Origin of the sequence: Bartonella senegalensis OS02 (genome assembly GCF_000312545.1) — a bacterium.
GTDB lineage: Bacteria > Pseudomonadota > Alphaproteobacteria > Rhizobiales > Rhizobiaceae > Bartonella > Bartonella senegalensis.
Window position 1 is genome coordinate 30385 of sequence record NZ_HE997544.1, and the last position, 19686, is coordinate 50070.

General features: G+C 36.6%; 11 protein-coding genes and 2 pseudogenes. 5 read left to right on the top strand and 8 right to left on the bottom strand.

Features of this window, described 5'->3' with window-relative positions; translation table 11 throughout:
- The first annotated feature begins 435 nt into the window (after positions 1–435).
- Positions 436–813 (top strand): iron-sulfur cluster assembly accessory protein, encoded by a 378-nt coding sequence (locus tag BN200_RS07635; RefSeq protein WP_019221972.1) that lies wholly within the window; start codon positions 436–438, stop codon positions 811–813.
- 54 nt (positions 814–867) lie between these two features.
- Here BN200_RS07635 and mazG read toward each other — a convergent pair whose 3' ends face one another.
- The 8 genes from mazG to BN200_RS07675 form a co-directional block, all read right to left on the bottom strand.
- Entirely contained in the window at positions 868–1689 is an 822-nt protein-coding gene (mazG, locus tag BN200_RS07640; RefSeq protein ID WP_019221973.1) for a nucleoside triphosphate pyrophosphohydrolase, read from the bottom strand.
- A 32-nt stretch (positions 1690–1721) separates the two neighbouring features.
- The gene (locus BN200_RS07645; protein WP_019221974.1) at positions 1722–2651 is read right to left on the bottom strand and encodes a lipid A biosynthesis lauroyl acyltransferase; all 930 of its coding nucleotides are present in this window, start codon (positions 2649–2651) and stop codon (positions 1722–1724) included.
- A gap of 6 nt (positions 2652–2657) precedes the next feature.
- Positions 2658–3686, bottom strand: a complete 1029-nt coding sequence (locus tag BN200_RS07650) for a zinc-binding dehydrogenase (RefSeq protein WP_019221975.1) — start codon at positions 3684–3686, stop codon at positions 2658–2660.
- A 46-nt stretch (positions 3687–3732) separates the two neighbouring features.
- The gene (locus tag BN200_RS07655; protein ID WP_019221976.1) at positions 3733–5004 is read right to left on the bottom strand and encodes a beta-ketoacyl-ACP synthase; all 1272 of its coding nucleotides are present in this window, start codon (positions 5002–5004) and stop codon (positions 3733–3735) included.
- Between the two features lie 14 nt (positions 5005–5018).
- On the bottom strand, positions 5019–6194 hold the full coding sequence (locus BN200_RS07660) for a beta-ketoacyl-ACP synthase (protein ID WP_019221977.1): 1176 nt from the start codon (positions 6192–6194) through the stop codon (positions 5019–5021).
- Between the two features lie 16 nt (positions 6195–6210).
- Positions 6211–6489, bottom strand: a complete 279-nt coding sequence (locus tag BN200_RS07665; protein ID WP_019221978.1) for an acyl carrier protein — start codon at positions 6487–6489, stop codon at positions 6211–6213.
- Positions 6490–6678: 189 nt separating this feature from the next.
- Entirely contained in the window at positions 6679–9003 is a 2325-nt protein-coding gene (locus BN200_RS07670) for an NADP-dependent malic enzyme (RefSeq protein ID WP_019221979.1), read from the bottom strand.
- 954 nt (positions 9004–9957) lie between these two features.
- Entirely contained in the window at positions 9958–14520 is a 4563-nt protein-coding gene (locus BN200_RS07675) for an apolipoprotein A-IV repeat region-like domain-containing protein (RefSeq protein ID WP_019221980.1), read from the bottom strand.
- Between the two features lie 723 nt (positions 14521–15243).
- Here BN200_RS07675 and hfq point away from each other — a divergent pair.
- The 4 genes and pseudogenes from hfq to BN200_RS09285 form a co-directional block, all read left to right on the top strand.
- Entirely contained in the window at positions 15244–15483 is a 240-nt protein-coding gene (gene hfq, locus BN200_RS07680) for an RNA chaperone Hfq (protein WP_019221981.1), read from the top strand.
- Positions 15484–15542: 59 nt separating this feature from the next.
- Positions 15543–16885: pseudogene (gene hflX / locus BN200_RS07685) on the top strand (GTPase HflX).
- Positions 16886–17027: 142 nt separating this feature from the next.
- A complete protein-coding gene (locus BN200_RS07690) occupies positions 17028–18812 on the top strand; it encodes a membrane protein (protein ID WP_034989391.1) in 1785 nt (594 codons plus the stop codon).
- Positions 18813–18955: 143 nt separating this feature from the next.
- Positions 18956–19686 (top strand): annotated as a pseudogene (locus tag BN200_RS09285) (ERF family protein); the annotation flags it as partial.

Below are 19686 nucleotides of genomic sequence, written 5' to 3' on the forward strand. Positions count from 1 at the left end.
ATTTACTAACTATTTTACATAGATTGCGAAAAAATGAGATAATGATGTCATGCTTTGAGATGCATTTTTAGGGTGGAAAATCTAATAAATTGCGAGAAAAAAATAATATTTTTTCCTCTTCCTTTTTCTTCATAGAAAATCTGACAAAAAGGTGAACGCTTTTATAAATATCATAACTCAATCAGGATATTGGAGAGATTTTTCTTTGTTTTTTATTTTTAGAGAAAAAGGATATTTAAATATGGACAACAAAAACAGCAAAAATAGAAATTATTGGCATCAATCCAAATTTTTGAATATGAGGTTTTTATCGCGATGAAAAAAGACTAAAACATTTCAATTTTATATCTTGTTGTTTTGTCTTTTATAGATCAGATAAATAAAATACCATAGAGTGAACACTAAAGTTTTTATTTAACAACAAAAGAGTAAATGATGAGTCGTTTTTCGGTAGTAAATTTGACGGAAGCTGCGGTAGATCGTGTTAAAGCGATCATGAATGCGAAAGATGCCTGTGGTATTCTTATTGGTATCAAAAAAGGCGGCTGTGCAGGAATGGAATATACTATTACTCTTGTAAAAGAAGAAACTCTGGATGCGGATCTTGTTGAAGTTAATGGTGCCCGTGTTTTTATAGCACATGATGCAGTCTTATTTTTATTAGGAACGCAAGTGGATTATGAAGTGACAACACTTCGTTCCGGATTTGTCTTTAAAAATCCTAATCAAGTCTCAGCATGTGGATGCGGTGAATCAGTAGAACTTCGTCCCGTTTCGCAAAATCAGTTAAATGAAGCATACAAGGCTATTTGAACTGAGTGAAGGTGGCGAGCTTATTTTTTAGATTGATAAAATCTAATATTTTTATTATTCTTCGCCCTTAGCCTTATTCCAAAGAGCTTCCATTTCTTCTAGGGTTGTATCAGCTGGTATTTTAGATTGTTTGTATAGGCTTTCTTCAATATAGGCAAAACGATTTCGAAATTTTGTATTTGTTTTTTTTAATGCTTTTTGTGAATCAATATTCAAGTGAAGTGCGAGATTAAGCAGAGAAAAATAAAGATCACCGAATTCTATTTCTATATCTGATATTTTGTCTTTTTTGATTGCCTCTTTGAGTTCATTCAGTTCTTCTTCGATTTTTGCAAAAAATTTATCGTTTTCATGCCAATTAAATCCCACTGTAGCAGCTTCTTTTTGTAAAGCGAGTGCTTCTTGATCTGCTGGTTGAAGCTTTTTCACTTTTGCAAGAATACTTGTTATGGGATTGCTTGGCAAGTTTACTGCTTCAGAGCATTTATTTTGTTTAATCTGTTCTGTTTTTTTGATACGTTCCCATTCATCCTCTACAAAACCACGTTTTTTCTGTTCTGCATTGCCAAAAACGTGAGGATGGCGGCGAATCATTTTTGAGGTAATAGCGTAAACAACATCTTCAAAGGTAAAGCTACCTTCTTCTTGGGCAATTGTAGCGTGATAAACGACTTGTAAAAGAAGATCACCAAGTTCATCGCAGAGATCTGTTCGGTTTTTTCGTTCAATAGCATCAATGACCTCGTAAACTTCTTCAAGCATATAGGGTATGAGGGATTCAAATGTTTGTTTTATATTCCAGATACAACCGCTCTCACGATTTCGTAATGCTGCAACAATTGTGATAAGATCATTGATATCTTTTGACGCAAACACTTATATTTCTCCTATAAATGCTATGGATATAGTCAACTATCCCAACGTCTGTGTAACCAAGTCCATTGTCCTGGATATTCACGCACCCAACTTTCAACGATATCATTTAATTTTTGCGTGGAAGCAGCTATATCAATTTCATTTTTTTCATCAAGTGGAAGTTTTACACGTTCATACAACTCTAAACGATGGCGCCTTCCAGCTAGACGGATACAGCGTGCTGGATAGATATCGCAATCATATTGGCGCGCAAGTTTTATAATTAAGGGGTTGGTTTTAAGTGGTCTGTTGAAAAATGTTCCCAAAACACCTCGGCGAAACTTTTGATCAACAAGCATACCAACATTTTCTCCTTCTGCTAACTTGGCGGCTAATGCCCAAGCAGCACCAGCCTTGGAGGGGACGAGGTGTCCCATGGAAGTTTGTCTGGCTTTAAGAACGCGTTTTGCAATATAGGGATTATTAGGTGGTCTAAATAACACTGTAACATTCAGACCAAAACTTTGTGCGCATATAGGAAGAAGTTCAAAATTCCCGGTATGTGCTGTGAAAAAAATATGTGGTTTTTTTTCATTTTTTAATCGCTCAAATATTTCTGCACCTTTCACTTCAATAAGACCTGGTTTGTCCGCATGAGGATCAAAATCAAAAATTTTATCAAGAAAAATATATTCAGCCAAAAATTGTCCGATATTTTCCCACATTTCCACGGCAATTGCATGGAGTTCTTCTTCTGTTTTTTCTGGATAAGCTGCTTTAAGATTTGCAAGAGCAATTTTATGACGATGTACAAGGGGACCAAATGTTTTTGCTAACCAGGAAAAAAAAGCAAATCCAATGTTGGCAGGAAAATATTTTAGAATAAATAAAGAACCAATGAGTAGATATCCCCACAAAAAGTAAAACGATTTTTTTGCTATAATTTTAATAGAGTACACAAATTTTTTAAGATAGAATTTCATCATAACTTAATCGATTTTAAGAATAATTTTACCAAAAACATCACGGCTTTCCATTCGCTTTAAAGCTGTATCAATTTCATTAAATTGAACAATTGTATCAATGACAGGCTGTACAACGCCTTGTGCCATTTTCTGCATGGCGTTTTGCATATTTTCTATACGGCAACCAAATGAACCGAATATCTTAAGTTGTTGCTGAAACAATTGCATGAGATTGAGTGATGTTGAAACACCAGAGGTAGAACCACAAGTTACCAAGCGAGCTCCTCGTTTCATACACAGCAGAGAACCGCTCCATGTCTGTGCACCTACGTGTTCAAAAACGACATCGACGCCTTTTTTTTGGGTTAATTTGCGCACAACACCTTCAAAACGATCTTTACGGTAATTAATAACATGATCCGCACCAAGAGATTGTGCTTTTGCAATTTTTTCGTCTGAGCCGACAGTCGTAATAACTGTACACCCTTTCTGTTTTGCAAGTTGAATCGCTGCTGAACCGATACCAGAACCACCTGCCTGTATCAGAATTGTTTCGCCTGCCTGTAGTTTTGCATTATCGAAAAGCATATGTTCTACAGTACCAAAAGTAATCGGGGCAACAGCTGCTTGTAGTTCATCACATTTTACAGGGGCAGGGACCAAGAGACGTGCTGGCACATTAACAAGTTCGCGGGCAAAACCGTCAAGATGGAAACCGTAAACGCCTTTTACATCATTGCAAAGATTATCACGTCCTTCACAGCAAGCTCGGCATATTCCACAAGTGTGCGCTCCATAAATGGAGACAATTTGTCCAAGTTGTAAATTTTTAACGTTATTTCCTAGCTGAGTAACTTCACCAGAAGCTTCTGCGCCAATGACAAGGGGCATTTTTCTTTTAGCAAAAGCCATACCACGCCAGCCCCATACATCCAGATGATTAAGAGCAACAGCTTTTATACGCACTGTTACTTCACCGGGCGGCGGCGGCGGCGGTGAAGCAATAGTGGTGATTTCAAGTTGGCGTTCATTGAAGAGTTGCAGTGCACGCATTATTATTATTCCCCCTTAAAATAGAAGTATTATAAAGTTAAAAGGATTATCCTTTATAGGCTGTGATAACAAGACTCATATTTTGACCTCCGAATCCAAAAGAATTTGATAAAACCGCATTGATACAAGCTTTACGGCTATGGTTAGGAACAACGTCTAAAGGAATAGCAGGATCAGGATCATCATAATTGATTGTAGGGGGAAGTATTCCTGATTGAATCGTTAAAAGCGAAAAAACAGCCTCTATGGCACCGGCAGCAGTTAAGGTATGACCAATCATTGATTTATTAGAAGAAACTGGAATATGTTGTAGGATATCACCGAAGACTGTCGATAATGCCAGATATTCCATCTTTTCATTTTCGGGTGTTGAGGTTCCATGTGCATTAATATAGTCAATGTCATTGATACTTATATTCGCATCCTCTAAGGCTTTGCGAACGGCTTCAATTGCTGGAGATGCATCAGGTTTTGAACGCGTACGGTGAAAATCATCTGCCGTTTCTCCACAGCCAGCCAAAATTCCTAGAATTGTCGCATTACGATCTAATGCACTTTCGAGAGCTTCAAGAACAAGAGCACCTGAACCTTCTGCCATAACAAAACCATCTCGGTCACGGCTAAAAGGTTTTGCTGCTTTTTCTGCAGGATCATTTTGGGTTGAAAGAGCAGATAATAATGAAAAGCGGATAAGGGATTCTGCTGAAACGGAACCATCTGTAGCAACTGTAAGTGCACGATTTGTTTCTCCCCGTCGAATAGCTTCAACACCTAATTGAATTGCTGTTGCACCTGATGCACAAGCAGTGGAAAGTGTAATAGGTAGTCCTTTTGTACCAAATTTTTTCTGAAGATTTTCTGCAATTGCACCAAATTGTGTGGTTTCAAACAGCGTCTCGCGGGATTTATGACTACAAATTTCAAGAAGATGCGCATAGGAAGGCGCACCATTTAATTCTTCTTGATCAAGAGTAAGACGTGCTTTCCACTCAAGCTCAACAGGGGGGGATGCTAAAAAGAGTGGTCCATTAAAATTTGTTTTATCAAAAGCTGCTTGCTCTAAGGCTTCCTCTGCTGCAAGATCAGCAAGTTTTTCAGAAAGAGCAGAAGCGCCATGCGTGCTTTCTTTAAGAAAATCAATTGTTCCAGCAATACGAGTCTTTAATTCATCAACAGGAAAGCGCGTTATTTTATGGATGCCGCTAACACCACTTGTTAATTTTTGCCAATTTTCGTGCTTGCCCTTCCCCAGTGATGTTACAATTCCTGCACCAGTTATTGCTACAAGTGGACGTCCAAAATGATCGTTATATTGCATTGTAGAAATCCCCTTTAAACAGCAGTTAGCCGTGCTATCCCCTCAGCTCTTTTAATGCCAATGGTTGTAACAAATGCTTCACGTATTTCTTTAGAAAAAGGTTTTTCATGAGCACTTAATGCTGGAAAACTGCGTTTTTTTTCAATGGCAAGTGCAGCAAGTACGAGAGCTAAAGGAAATTGTGCTTCTCGCACATAACCAAATAATGTTGTAATACCGCGGTAAAACATATCAGTAGCCTCAAGAGCATTTTGTTCTGCTTGGGTCACTTCATGAAATCCTGAAGCCGCTGAAATGGCTAAGGAATTTTTAGCCCCTACTGTTTTCAACAGTGTTATAATTGATTCCTCGAGCGGAGTTCTTGTTCTATCTGTTTGATCTGTGATGATCTGGCTAATTTCAGCATAAGCACGTGCATTACGTTTTTTGGCATGTTTTCCACTTTCAAGGACTAGAAAGATACCAGCAGAACCGGTTATAACACCACCACCAAGGCAATTTTGCCGATCCCATACGGGTGACCATCCACTGCGTGATAAGAGACTTCCAAGTTCATGCGCCAAAAGCATATCATAGCCTTGTGCATTATAAGAGCTTCCAACCAATATATGTGTACTTTGTCCTGATCGAATACGCGCTGCAGCAATTTGGAGTGCAGAAAGTCCACACCCTTCTTCTCCCATGAAGGTACGAGAAGACCCTGTTACTTTATGAACAATTGAAATATTTCCAGCTAACAGATTTGAAAGTTGTGCTAAAAACAAAGTTGGACGAAGTTCAGTTGAAAGGATTGAATTTAATATAGAAGCATAATCAGCTCTTGTACGTGCTTTGGAAAGAATTTGAATGTCAACATCAATATCACGTTCTCCCCCACCTGCCGCAACAATCATATCCATTGTTGATGTTAAGTGTTCATGATTCTTTATACCTGCATCATCAAGAGCAAGTCCTGCCGCATAAGTACCAAGGCGTTGCCAGGTTCCCATTTGCCGTTGATCGCTTCGTTTTGGAATTTGCAAATTCCAGTCGATTTCAGGCAATTTATGGACAGTGTAGGGGGAGAAAGTCGTGCGATCAAGATTGGGAGTAATTTTTGTATTATTCAAAATATCCCAATGACGGTTAATACCTTCACCCAAAGAGGTTACCAGCCCTATACCAGTGATGAGTACTGTTTGATCATGCATGGTGAAGAAAATTAACTCACTTTTTTAAAGCAACGAGTTCATCAATTTTTGCGCAAAGATTTTTAAGAACAAAATATTCTTCAGTTGCAACTGTACCTTCATTAACTTCTTGCGTCCATTGTTCTAAGGGAATTTTAATTCCAAAAGCTTTGTCAATAGCAAAAACAATATCAAGAAAGTCAAGACTATCAATTCCTAAATCATCGATTGTATGACTTTCAGATGTAATGCTATTGCGATCAACCTCGCTGATTTCTGCGATAATATCAGCAACTTTATCAAATGTAGAGGGCAATGTATAATTCCTTATTATGCTTGATGGTTTCAGGAGATACTTTAAAGTATTATTGAGTATAAATTTTTCTCATTTTTTAAAAAAGACATGGCTCAGAATAAGTTTAAATTTTTAATAGAGAAAACAAGTTTATAAGATATAAAATATTATACATCAATATTATTTAAAAAATGATGTTTTATTGTGAGTTCATTTCTTTTCATGATGCAATTTTTTTCTATTTGCAGCAAGCACCGCAAGAGCTGTCATATTAACCACTCCTCGTGAAGTTACTGAAGGTGTTAGGATATGTGCAGGACGTGAGGCTCCGATCAAAATAGGGCCTACATGAAGTGCGTTGGTGAGATTTTTCACGAGATTGAGTGTTATATTAGCGGCATCAAGTGTTGGAAAGACAAGCAAATTTGCTTCACCTTTTAGGCGTGACTCAGGAAAAACGCGATCACGAAAAACTTTAGAAAGTGCGGCATCTCCGTGCATTTCTCCATCAGCTTCTAAATTTGGGTATAATTGAGCAAGAATTTCGGTCGCACGGCGCATTTTGCGTGCACTTTCTGTATTTTTGGAGCCAAAGTTTGAGTGTGATAATAATGCTGCTTTGGGTGTTATACCAAATCCTTCAATTTCTTTTGCAGCCAAGACTGTCATTTCTGCTATTTCTTCTGCAGAAGGATCTTCATTGACATAAGTGTCTGTTAAAAAAAGAGTACGATGTGGAGAAATAAGCAAACTCACAGCAGAAAAATGACGGGCATTTGAATCAAGCCCAATAACTTGTTCAATTAATTCAAGGTGACGTTCAAAACGTCCTTCTAAACCGCAAATCATTGCATCAGCTTCTTCGCGCATAACTGCAAGAGCAGCGATCGCTGTTGTTGAGGTTCTCACGATTGTTTTTGCAACTTCAGGCGAAACACCGCGTCTTCCTGTATAACGAAGAAATAAGTTAACATAATCACGAAAACGTGGATCATCTTCTGGATTTGTCAGTTCAAAATCTACACCAGGGCGAATTCTTAAACCAAAGCGCTTTAGTCGTGTCTCCACTACATGGGGACGACCGATGAGGATAGGAATTGCTGTTTGTTCTTCAAGCACAATTTGCGCTGCTCGCAGGACGCGTTCATCCTCACCATTAGCATAAATGACTCGTTTACATTTTGCTGTTTTTACTGCCGCAAAAACGGGTTTCATTGTTAATCCAGAACGAAATACGAAGCGATTAAGGATATCATGATAGGCTTCCATATCTTCAATCGGACGAATCGCTACTCCTGTTTCCATTGCTGCTTTAGCCACGGCAGGAGCAATGCGTAGTATTAAGCGCGGATCGAAGGGGGAGGGAATAAGATAGTCTGGGCCAAAACTGGGTGGTTTCTTTGAATATGCACGTGCTGCAATATCTGAAGTTTCTTCACGGGCGAGAGCAGCAATTGCATGGACTGCGGCCATTTTCATCTCTTCATTGATTGCTGTAGCACCAACGTCTAATGCACCACGGAAGATATAGGGGAAACAAAGAACATTATTAACTTGATTAGGGTAGTCAGAGCGTCCTGTGCAGATCATAGCATCTGGTCGCACAAAACGTGCTTCTTCTGGCATAATTTCTGGTGTTGGATTAGCAAGGGCCAAAATTAAGGGCTTTGGAGCCATTTTTTTCAGATATTCAGGTTTTAAAACACCACCTGCTGAAACACCTAAAAAAATATCCGCATTATCAATAATCTCAGATAAACTGCGTGCATCAGTTTTTTGTGCATAATTGATTTTCCAGCGATCCATAAGGGTTTGGCGCCCCTCATAAACAACACCCTCTAAGTCGCTGAGCCAAATATTTTCAACTTTTGCTCCAAGACGAACCAAAAGGTTAATACAAGCAAGAGCTGCTGCACCAGCGCCTGAGGAAACTATTTTGGCATTTTCAATTTTTTTCCCTGCAAGATTTAATGCATTTAATACCGCGGCAGAAACAATAATAGCAGTTCCATGTTGGTCGTCATGAAAAACTGGAATATTCATTTGAGAGCGCAGTTTTTCTTCGATTTCGAAACATTCAGGAGCTTTAATGTCTTCAAGGTTTATGCCACCAAATGTCGGTTCTAAGGCAGATACGGCTTGCACCATTTTTTCAATATCAGATGCGTCAATTTCAATATCAAAAACATCAATATTCGCAAATTTTTTAAATAAAACAGCTTTTCCTTCCATAACCGGTTTTGAGGCGAGGGGACCAATATTTCCTAATCCAAGAACAGCTGTTCCATTTGATATAACGGCAACTAAATTAGAACGAGAAGTATATTGCGCAGCAAGATTTGGATCTTTATGAATCGCAAGGCATGGTGCAGCAACACCTGGAGAATAAGCAAGAGCTAAATCACGTTGATTATCAAGAGGTGTTGTCGCTTGAATTTCTAATTTTCCAGGCTTTGGGTGTTGGTGATAATAAAGTGCGGCACTGTCAAATTCAGTGTTTTGTGAACTGAAATCACTCTTTCGTTCTGTAGACATTTTTACGATATCCAGGTTAGTATATGTTTATATATAGGAAGGTCATCTAGGATAAGGTCTTGTACACTGATAGATTCTAATTTCTCTGAATATAAAAATGTACAGCTATGAGCAAATTCTCTTAGACCATTACATGAGTTTGATAATTCTTTTCGCTTGCTTTCATGAACAATTTCATTGATATCAGCACACTCAATCTTCTCCCCTTTAAAAAATCACAAAAGTCAGCCGTTAAAAAAACAAATAAAATATAACTGACACTTACATTACCAAGCGGTTATTTTTTTTGCAATGCTTGCAAAAAGGAAAAAACAAAAGAGCTTTCTATAAACTTAACCTGATTTCTAAAGATATATGCTTCATTTACACTTTATATCAGTGATTTTAAGCCTTACAAACCAACATTTGCAATATTTAAAACGTTCGTATCTCTTCTAAAGAGGCTTTGCAAGTTGAAGAGTGGAAGGTCGTCCCCTTTACTATTGCAGAGAGGCAGAAGAAATTTCTTTAGAATTAGAGTTTGTATTCAACAGTTATAAAATATATTAAAAAATGAAATTTGATACGGGTGAATGCACTATAATTGTGCAGGTATGTCGGCAAATAAGTGTGTGTTTCAATAAACAAAGATTGAGCGGAAAAACTTATGGGTGGGCATTTTCTATATGAAGTTAGTTTTTACAGAGTCTGTATAGGAGAGGGGAAGTAGAGTAAGGAAATCGGCTCGGCAAGTATGGAGAGAATAGTGCTTATCCCATGAAAACATGCTGCTGTTTGGCAATAGATCATACTATTGAGGACTATTGCTTGAATGTCACAAAAACCGAATTTAATCTCCTACTCAACTTTTGACGCACAGTGTTATATTTCTAATCAGCCTATTCTTGGATGATGAGCTATGCATATAACTGAAAAAGAAAGAAGTGGAAAAATCTTTTCCACTTTTTCTCTTGTTTATTGGATACGACCACTGGCATGAGCAAGCATAGTGTAGACTTTTCCAGTATCTGATATCAGATATTTTCGAACTGAATTGGAAGAACCAGAACTGCGAGAGACATCACGTAACAGTTTTTCAAAATCCGTAATATATTGATTAACAGAATTTTTAAAATTCACATCGCTTGTATATTTTTTCTTAATCGTTTCAAAGATCGCTTTCCCATTCAAGGTATACAGGCGGTCTAACACAATATTTTCTTGTCCATGCCGATAATGATCCCACAGCTCAACGATAGCATTGTGTTTAATGGCTTGTACTATACCAGCCGCTAATAAATTAAGAGAACTACTTACAGGACGCGATTTTGTTTGTACTGGTGCAAAAACAGCATCATCAGGCGTTTCATCATAGAAGGTCTCTTCGCGTGAAGCTCTTTCTAAGAGATTCGATACCCATTTATTTTGCCTTTTTTTGCTTTGGTCTTGTTGTAAAATAGGTTTAGGTGGCACTATCTTCTTGATAACTTCATGAGAAGCATTATCACGTCTATTAAGCGCTGATACTGTGGAAATTTCCGGTGTAAACTGTTCCTTTACATTCTTTTGACCACTTTTTTGTATAAAGTTCACCAAATCTTTTAATGCGGTAATCTGCTCGTTTAAAGCATGGCGAATTGTTTGCGTTGTTTCTTTTGTCTTTTCTGGCAATTTTTGAACACTCTCATGAAGATCATTATTAATTTTTGAGAGTTCTGAACGAATTTCATTAGCTGAACGACGTATATCTTCCGTTGCTCCTGAAAAACGCGTTGAGGCTTCATTAATAAGCTGATTAAGTGATTGTTGCAGTGAATGTGTAGAATTACGCGTATTTTCATCAGTGCGTTTCAATGCCGAGCTGAGAACATTTTCATAATGTCCAATGAGTTGATTAATTTCATTAGACTTTGAAACAAGGGCATTACTTAATGCAGAGAGCGTGTTTTGTTTTTCCTCTAATGTTGCATTGAATGAATTTTCAGATTGTTCGAGAACGCAAATTGTTTCAGCAAGAGTTTTAGCGTGTTCACCAAAACTGCCTGTTATATGATTAATTTTTTCAAATGCGTTTTGTGAAAGTCCCTGTAAAACTTCTACATTGCTATTGAGCGCTTGATTGGATGCCGATAAATGCTCTGCTGCTTGATTGGTTTTGCGGAAAAAATTATTCGCAGTCTCACTAAATTTACCATCAATATTTTGAACTGCTGAGAGTAAAATAGTGTTGTTTTCAGAGAAATTATAAATTGACTGATTCAATTGTCCAATGATGGAGGAGATATTCTTAACAAAATCTTCTTTCATAGCAGTTACAGTTTGAAGAGTTTCAGAGTTAGTTTGTGTTAAGCTTTTCACTAAAGATTCATTTTGTGCATAAATCCTTTGTTCAGCATCTTGTGTTGAGAGAGAGAGTTGCTCACTAATATGTTGTGTTAAATGATCAATTGAATCAGTTGTATTCTGCGCAGCTTGGTTTAAATGGTTCGTCAACTCTGTGAGTTTTTCAACATGACCTGAAATTTGCGTAGCTGTTTGATTGCTTGCTTCTTCCAAACGACCACGTACGTCAGAAAGTTGATCTCCTAGATTAGTTTTAAAGTTTTGCATAGAATGCTGCAGAATATTACAGCGTTCATTGAGCACTTCTTCAATTGCTGTTGTTGAAGTATGGATTGTTTCATTCAAAAATGTTTGTGCACTATAACTTGCTGTTGTGAAGGCTTCCAGAGTATGCGCTGTTTGCTCAGACAGAACAGAAAGAACTTTTTCACTGGTATCATAAACTGTTTGTTTAACGTTTGATACAAGACGATTGCCAGACTCTGAAAGAATATTTTCTGCTTGTGCAGCAACGTTGGCAACAGAAGAAGAGATCTGTTCCCCGGTAGAAGAAAGAACATCAGAAGCTTTTATAATTTTATCGTGCAGATTGTTTGTAACTGTATTAACAGAATCCTCTAATGTTATGCGTATATTATCGACGCTTGTTTCCAAAGCTTGTTGAATTGCTTGGCCTTGTTCATTATTCAGGATGAGAGATGTTTGTAATGTATCAGAATGTTCTGCAAAAGCAGAGGTTTGTGTTTCTATAGTTTCACAGACCTGTCCAATTTTTTCCGATAATTTTTCTTCTAGCGTAGCTGCGCATTCAAAAATCCTGCGTGCACGAATGTCTAGATTTGCATCGAACGAATTGATCTGTGTTTCAAGGGTTTCAAAAAATTTATTGTTAGATTGAGAAAGAGTATTGTTTAAAATTTCAGTATGACCTTCAAGGTTTTTGATATGACCTTGCACAGTTTCAGTGATGCTCTTGTTATTGGCAACAATTGCGTTCTCAACTAAATCTATCTGTTTCTTTAACGCGACATCAACGTGTATATCGCTTTTTTCGATCAGATTATAAATTGTTTCCATCCGTTGTTCGAGTGTGCGTGCCTGATCTGCAAGAACTTCATTCAGAGAAAAACTATTAATAGCCAAAGAGTCACGTAGAGCATCAGCACGTATATCAATATTTCTAGCTTGTGCTTCTAAAGCATCTTTCGTTGTATTGCAGCTTTGCGTAATGACTTCTTGTAATTTTTCTGTGCATTGAACCATATTGGTCACATGATTTTCAGCATGCTGATCAACAATTTGAATATTGTCAATCAAAACCCTTTCCATATTTGAAGCATTCTGGGCTAAGATACCGATCTGATCTTTTAAGGTTTCAGCAATTTTATTCTTTTCGTTATCGAGCATATCTGCCATCAGGGCTCTTTGGTCAGAAAGTTGCAATTTAAAATCCCGCGAACGTTCTTGTATGATATCAACAATTGCGCTGTCGACATGTTGAATTTCTTCTCTCAGCCGTTCTTTGCTTTTGTCGATTGCTGAAAGAATAATTTCATGTCCGTTTGTAAACGCGTCGGTAATATCGGCCGTTCTCTCTTGGAGATTTTCATTAATTTTTAAAACATGCGCTTCTAAGAATTCACCAAGCTTTTCGGCATTATCTTCTAGAGTTTGACTGCGAGAAATAAAGGATTCAATAATAGAATCACTATATTCTTTCAGCGACAGATCAACAGTTGCTAAACGGTTTTCAAAAGCTTCAATTGCTTGTGATGTTATGTTATCAAATTTAGAAGACAGTTTGTCTGCTTGTGCATCGAGCTGCATGATTTTGTCATCAAGATTCTGGAGAGATTGGTTATTACGATCAATAATGGCTTCATCCAGTGTTTTAAATTTTTCGTCAATACTGTGAAGTGTCTGGTCTGTTGCTGCTTGTACATGTGTTGCAATGTTAGCAATATGCATTTCAGCTTTAGCAGCTGCCTCATTAAAAGTTTTCTCTATTTGTTTTTCATTATTATCAAAACGTTTTGAGAAATCCTCAAAGTTTTCGCCTAATTCGTGAAAAAACTCTGTGTTTTTTTGCTGAATTTGTTTTGTCGTTTCAATAAATTTTTCAGCAAGCTGATTTGTTACACCATCACCTGCATGGGAAAGCTTTGCAACAAGATCTTCACCCTGTTTTTGTAAAGTCTGCGAAAGGGTTTGTGCAAGCTTTTCAACATTCGTAACAATGTTAGAGGTAACTAAACCAAATTCATCACTGAGTTGTTCCTGTGTTCCTTTAATTGTTGACTGTACACGGTCTGCATGATTCAAAATGGCTATGCGTTCATTGCTCAATTCTTTAATTAATGTATGAATGCGCGTTTCATTTTCAGCATAGGCTTGTTCTAGGTGATGAACTTCACCTTGGATAATAGCTTCAAGTTCAACAGCACGTTCAAGGGTACGTTCAATTCCCTGGTTCATTGCTGCGACTTCTTCACGAATGGTTTGTCCTATAGCGACAGCTTGTTTTTCGGATATATGCTGTGGTTCACTGAGGCGCTGTGCAGCATTTGTCATAAGAATAGCAATATTATGTAACTCATTCGAGCGTTTTGTTAATTGCGCAAATCCCCAAGACATAAGAATAGGAATCGTCGTTCCAGCTGCTATAGCCAGTCCGGTTGGGGATGTAAAAAAAGTTGTAATATTTGATAAGGAATCCAGTCCAGCAGGAGCAAGCCGATGAGCAATAAAAGCACCTCCTATTGCCCATAGCGCACTGAGCGCTGTTGTACACCAATAGATTCGAGAGACAGAACTCTGCTTTAATAATTCAAAATTTAAAGGGGTTGTTTTATCGTCATTAGCAGGAAGTAGCTGTTTAGATAACACTGTATTATGAACAGTTCCACCTGAAAGGTCGCGCGTCGGTTTTGGGGCAAAAAGCTGTTCAACAACGGATTCATCAACAACAGCGTTATCATGAATATCCGAGGCAAGAATCATTTCACCATTTTCGGCAAGAATTTCTTCTTCTGCAATTGCAATCTTTTGAATTAAATCATCTACATTAACGATATTTTCAGAATTATCCGAAGATACTATTTCAATTGCAGTGTCATCAAAATTAAAGTCCATAGCTTTTGTGAGAGCTTTTTCAACTTCAACTTCAAATGTTTTTAATTTGGTTCTGCGTGCCATACTCGCCTCGTACTCTTACAGATAGAAAAGGGATACGTCCTCCTCCTAATATTCCAATATACTAGCTGTTAATCATTTAGAAAGGAATATGTTCAGGGCAAAATTTTGAAAACTTATCAAGATAAAGTTAATACAGCTCTTTTATCCTATTTAGAAGTGATAAAAAAGTAAATGAAAACAAAATATTAATTAATTATAAACAGAATAAAAATACTGTTTACAACTTTAGTTTATAATGTTTACAATATGAGTATAGGAAAAATTATGAAATTGTTCTCTTTAACAATTTGAGGGTAATCTAATTCACAGTTATGCACAGTGTTTTTAAAGATATTTTTGGTCTCAAGTTTCAGTTTGTGTTTATGCAGTTTGCTAGAATAATTTATTGATGAAAAATGATGACAAATTGAGGAATTATGGTATTACGCCACTTAAATTTTATAAGAAATATCTTGTTTTAAATAAAAGGCTATTTTTTAAAGATTTTAACAGTAATGTATTAAGAAAATAAACGTTATGAGATAATTGATTCTTGTGGATTATGATGCGTAGTTGCTGATGCACAGAGCCTTATAAAGAGTGTTTTTTATTTTTCATTAACGGTATAGAGATTCAAATTATCTTTTTCTGAATTTTAAAGCTTCTACGTTGACAATTTAGTATTTTTCAGTCGATATGCATGCACAGATATTTTATGCAATTTGAGACGAAGGTGTAAGAATAATGGCAGAAAAATCACAACACCTACAAGATGTATTTTTAAATACAGTGCGCAAGCAAAAAATTTCTCTTACAATTTTTCTTGTAAATGGCGTTAAACTCACAGGTATTGTAACTTCATTTGATAATTTTTGTGTTCTTTTGCGTCGTGATGGACATGCGCAATTGGTTTATAAGCATGCTATTTCTACAATTATGCCGGGACAACCTGTACAAATGTTTGAAGGTGAAAGCTCTGAATAAACAAGTTGCTTTATTTTTATAAGAGACCTCTTATCCCATTTTAAAATGCTTTAATTGCCATGAACAATGAAAATGAGAGATTTGGGGATTTTTTTTCGCCGGTTGTAAAACGGGTGCGTACACTTGTGTTGGTGCCAATTTGCCACGAAAGTAAAGGTGAAAGTATTTCACGTGTATGCTCAGTCTCTTCTCGCGTCCAAGAGATATTGGGGCTGGCTCGTGCTATAAATTTAGAAGTTATTTATTATGAAACAGTCACTATCATTATACCGCGTCCTGCGACTCTATTTGGAACGGGTAAAGTAGATGCAATCGCTCATTATACAAGTGAATATGATATTGAGCTTATAGTTGTGGATCATTTTTTGACACCAGTACAGCAGCGTAATTTAGAAAAATTATGGAATTGCAAAGTTATCGATAGAACAGCTTTGATTCTTGAAATTTTTGGAGATCGCGCGCGAACAAAAGAAGGGGTTTTACAAGTTGAATTAGCGCATTTATCGTATCAAAAAAGCAGGCTTGTACGTAGTTGGACACATTTGGAAAGACAACGTGGTGGCCGTGGTTTTTTAGGTGGACCTGGTGAAACACAGATTGAAGCGGATAGGCGGCTTTTGCAAGAGAAAATTATTCGTATTCGTCGCGAATTAGAAAAAGTTATAAAAACACGAGCTCTTCATAGAGCTAAAAGAAAAAAAACTCCTATCCTATTGTTGCTTTGGTTGGGTATACTAATACGGGAAAGTCAACTCTTTTTAACCGTTTGAGTGGTGCAGATGTACTCGCAAAGGACATGTTGTTTGCTACACTTGATCCAACTTTGCGCAAAGTTGTTCTTCCCCATGGAAAAACTATTCTTTTATCTGATACTGTCGGTTTTATTTCTAATTTACCAACGCATTTGATTGCGGCTTTTAGAGCAACACTCGAAGAAGTGGTTGAAGCTGATTTGATTCTTCATGTGAGGGATATGTCAGATCTTGATCATCGTGTGCATGCACAAGATGTTTTAGAAGTGCTTGCAGATCTTGGTATCGACATTGATGATACAGAGCATATCATAGAGGTTTGGAATAAAATCGATATATTGGATGAGCATGCATTAAATGTTTTGCAAACAAGTGCCAAAACAAGGTTAAATCCCGCATTAATGGTATCAGCGCTCATGGGCAATGGATTAGATCAATTATTAGCAACAATTGAAAAGCGAATTTTTGGAGAAATGCAAAGCATTGAATATCTTTTAAAGCCTCATGAAATGTCGCTTATCGATTGGTTTTATGAAAATTCTGGTGAAATAATCCAAGAAGGGCATGATGATGGTTCTGTTACCATTCGAGCTGTACTTACTTCTGAAGCAAAAAAACGCCTAGATCACATCAAACAAACTATGAATTGAAGTTTTTAAAAGCTATTATTGGGCATTTTTGCTTAAGTTCTAAGTTTTTCTTATCTCAAAACAATACCAATACAAGTTAAGAGGATAGTTACTACTTTCTCTTAATAAAAAAACATGAAGTATTTTTCTGGTTTAAATCAAGATGAATCTTAAATGCAATAAAAAACAGTTGGTATGCACAGTAATGCGAAACGTTTTAATCGTTTTGCTGTTCGCAATGCTCTGTGCATTTTTTATTTGGTTATATTACTTTTTTCAACCACGCGGTTATCAGGCAACTTTAACATTTTCGTTATCTGACTCTGTGGAAAGGTCTTTTCCAGTTGAGAAACGCAAGAATGTTATTCCTTTTTTATTTTCACAGACTTTATTTTTAAACGATTCAAGCTTGCAAAATTTTGCTTCTAATATTTTCTTTAAGAAAGAATTTTGTGAGAATATTCGTTTGTCCCACGATGGTGATCTTATCAAACTGACTTTTGAAGCTGGAACACTTGAGGATGCCCGACAGGGATTGGAAACTTGTTTTTCCGTTTTTTCAGAAGCAATTATAAAACAGAAACGAGAATTATTGTTAACAGAGCAGCAATTTGGGCAACGATATGATACTCATGCGTTACTCAATATAGTGCAGCAGTTCCGTTCCTCTATTGATTCTTTTCTTCACCACAATGCAAAACAAACGGAGCTTAATGATCTTTCTGTTCAATTAACGCAAGCAACTTTGAAGCGTATTCATTTAACAAGTTTAAATTCAACTATTAAAATGATGCGCGAAAATGGACAGTCTTTACTCTCTTTATCATTTATTGCAAGCAACCCAGCGATTGCTACCTTAGAATCCAAACGCAATCTTTTGGAAGCGCAAAGAGCGCATATGGTTACACAATTAGGTTGGATACACCCTCAAATTAAGGCAATGACTGCAGAATTAGAGGTGCTTTCTCATCAATTAGAAAACAAAACTTTGCAGATCACTCATCAAATTCATTCAGATGAAGTCATTGCAAAGGATTTTGAAGAACAGCTCAAAAAAAAGATTAGCTCTTTTGTAACAGATCAATCTCAATCTTTAAATCAAATGTTTAATGAGCTAGAAAATAAAATCAGAGCAGTGGTCGATGTGCAAAATAAAGAGATAAAAAAGGATACTGCTCTCTTACAAAATGCAAAAACTCATGTGGTTATACCAACAACGTTAGCACCAATTCCTTTTATGGCTGTTTACGGAAAAGATTTTATTGTGAGTGTATTTGCAAGCTTAATGACTCTTTTGGGAGCCATTTTATTATTTCATTATTGCTTTGGAAGCAAAAAAGATCAATCAGAAGAAAATGGTTTAATAAAAAAGGATGAGAGCTTTTTAGTATCTAAAGAAAGAATATCTCAGGAAATAAAAAATCTTGAAACTTGTATTACAATAGAGGGATTATCTGATTTTTTAAAAGGTCGTGCTTCAACAGTTGTTTCAATTATTGGTCCAGAGGCTGCGCGGACTGCAGCAAAACTCTCTCTTCACCTCATAAAAGAGTGTAAAACAGTCCTGTTAGTGGATATTTCTGGTCAGCAAATAGAAAAAATCATAGGTCCCCATCGGGGCTTGAGTGATATTTTAGGAGGGGATGCTCAGTTACATGATGTTATTTATCGCGATTATGATACGGGCGTTGATATTCTTCCACAGGGCTTAAAAAGTGCTGTTTATGTGCAAGATTTTTCAAAGAATATCTCTCATTTCTTACAAGAATTAAAAAAAGAGTATGATTTTATCATCTTAGAAATGGCGAGTGAACCTCAATATGGATTTGAGCAATTTGCCGAGCTAACAGACTATTACATTTGTAGTATTGCGCTTAACAAACAGGATTGGATGAAGCAAATGGTAAGCAAGTTTCCCAAAACTATTTACCGTGTGGTTGCATCATAAATATTCAGTAATAGACTGTTTAATTGTATATTATGACGGTTTATTTAATTGTATATTATGACGGTTTATATTGTCTTGTGTGAGTAAACAATAATGAATGAGTTAAACACCACACAAACGCTTGTGAAACCAACTCTAAAGCTATGGAGCTTATTTTAGAAAGAGCTTTACAAAGTGATGTTGATCTGGATCGTCTCAAGAATCTTCTCGAATTGCGAGACAAGGAAATAAAACGGTAAGAGTGCCAAAACTTTATTCGTGATTTTTCCGCTATGCAAATAGAATATAAAAGTATCGAACAAAACGCCATTAATACACATACTAAAAGCATCTATACAACGCTTGATAAATATATTGATGCAATCAAAGAACCTCTTGCAAAACATCACTTTGCCTTGTTCTCACGTATTAAAGAACAGAATTCAAACTGCATAACCGTGGAAATGACTTTAAAGCATATATCTGGCAATGAAATATCAACACAAGGAACATTTCCCTTTGACGCTACAGGGAGCAAAAACAACATACAAGCGGTTGGCTCTACTATTATCTACGCACGCAGATATCTGTTAGGCATGCTTCTTAATATTGCAAGCAAAGAAGACGATACAGATGGAAACCCGCCTATTAAAAAGGCTTTTCCCCAGCAGTTCAATGAAATCAGAAGACTCATAGTACAAACCAAAACAGAATAAGAAAAAGTCTTGACTTATGCTAAGATCAATAACCTTCACGACTTATCTGAAGAGAACGCACAAACTATTTTGCATCTTTTGAAAGATAAACAAAAGCAAATAGACGCTTCTATACAAGAAGCAGAATATATTCATATCCAAGATATTGAATATGCACCAACTCAACAAGAAAAACAGAC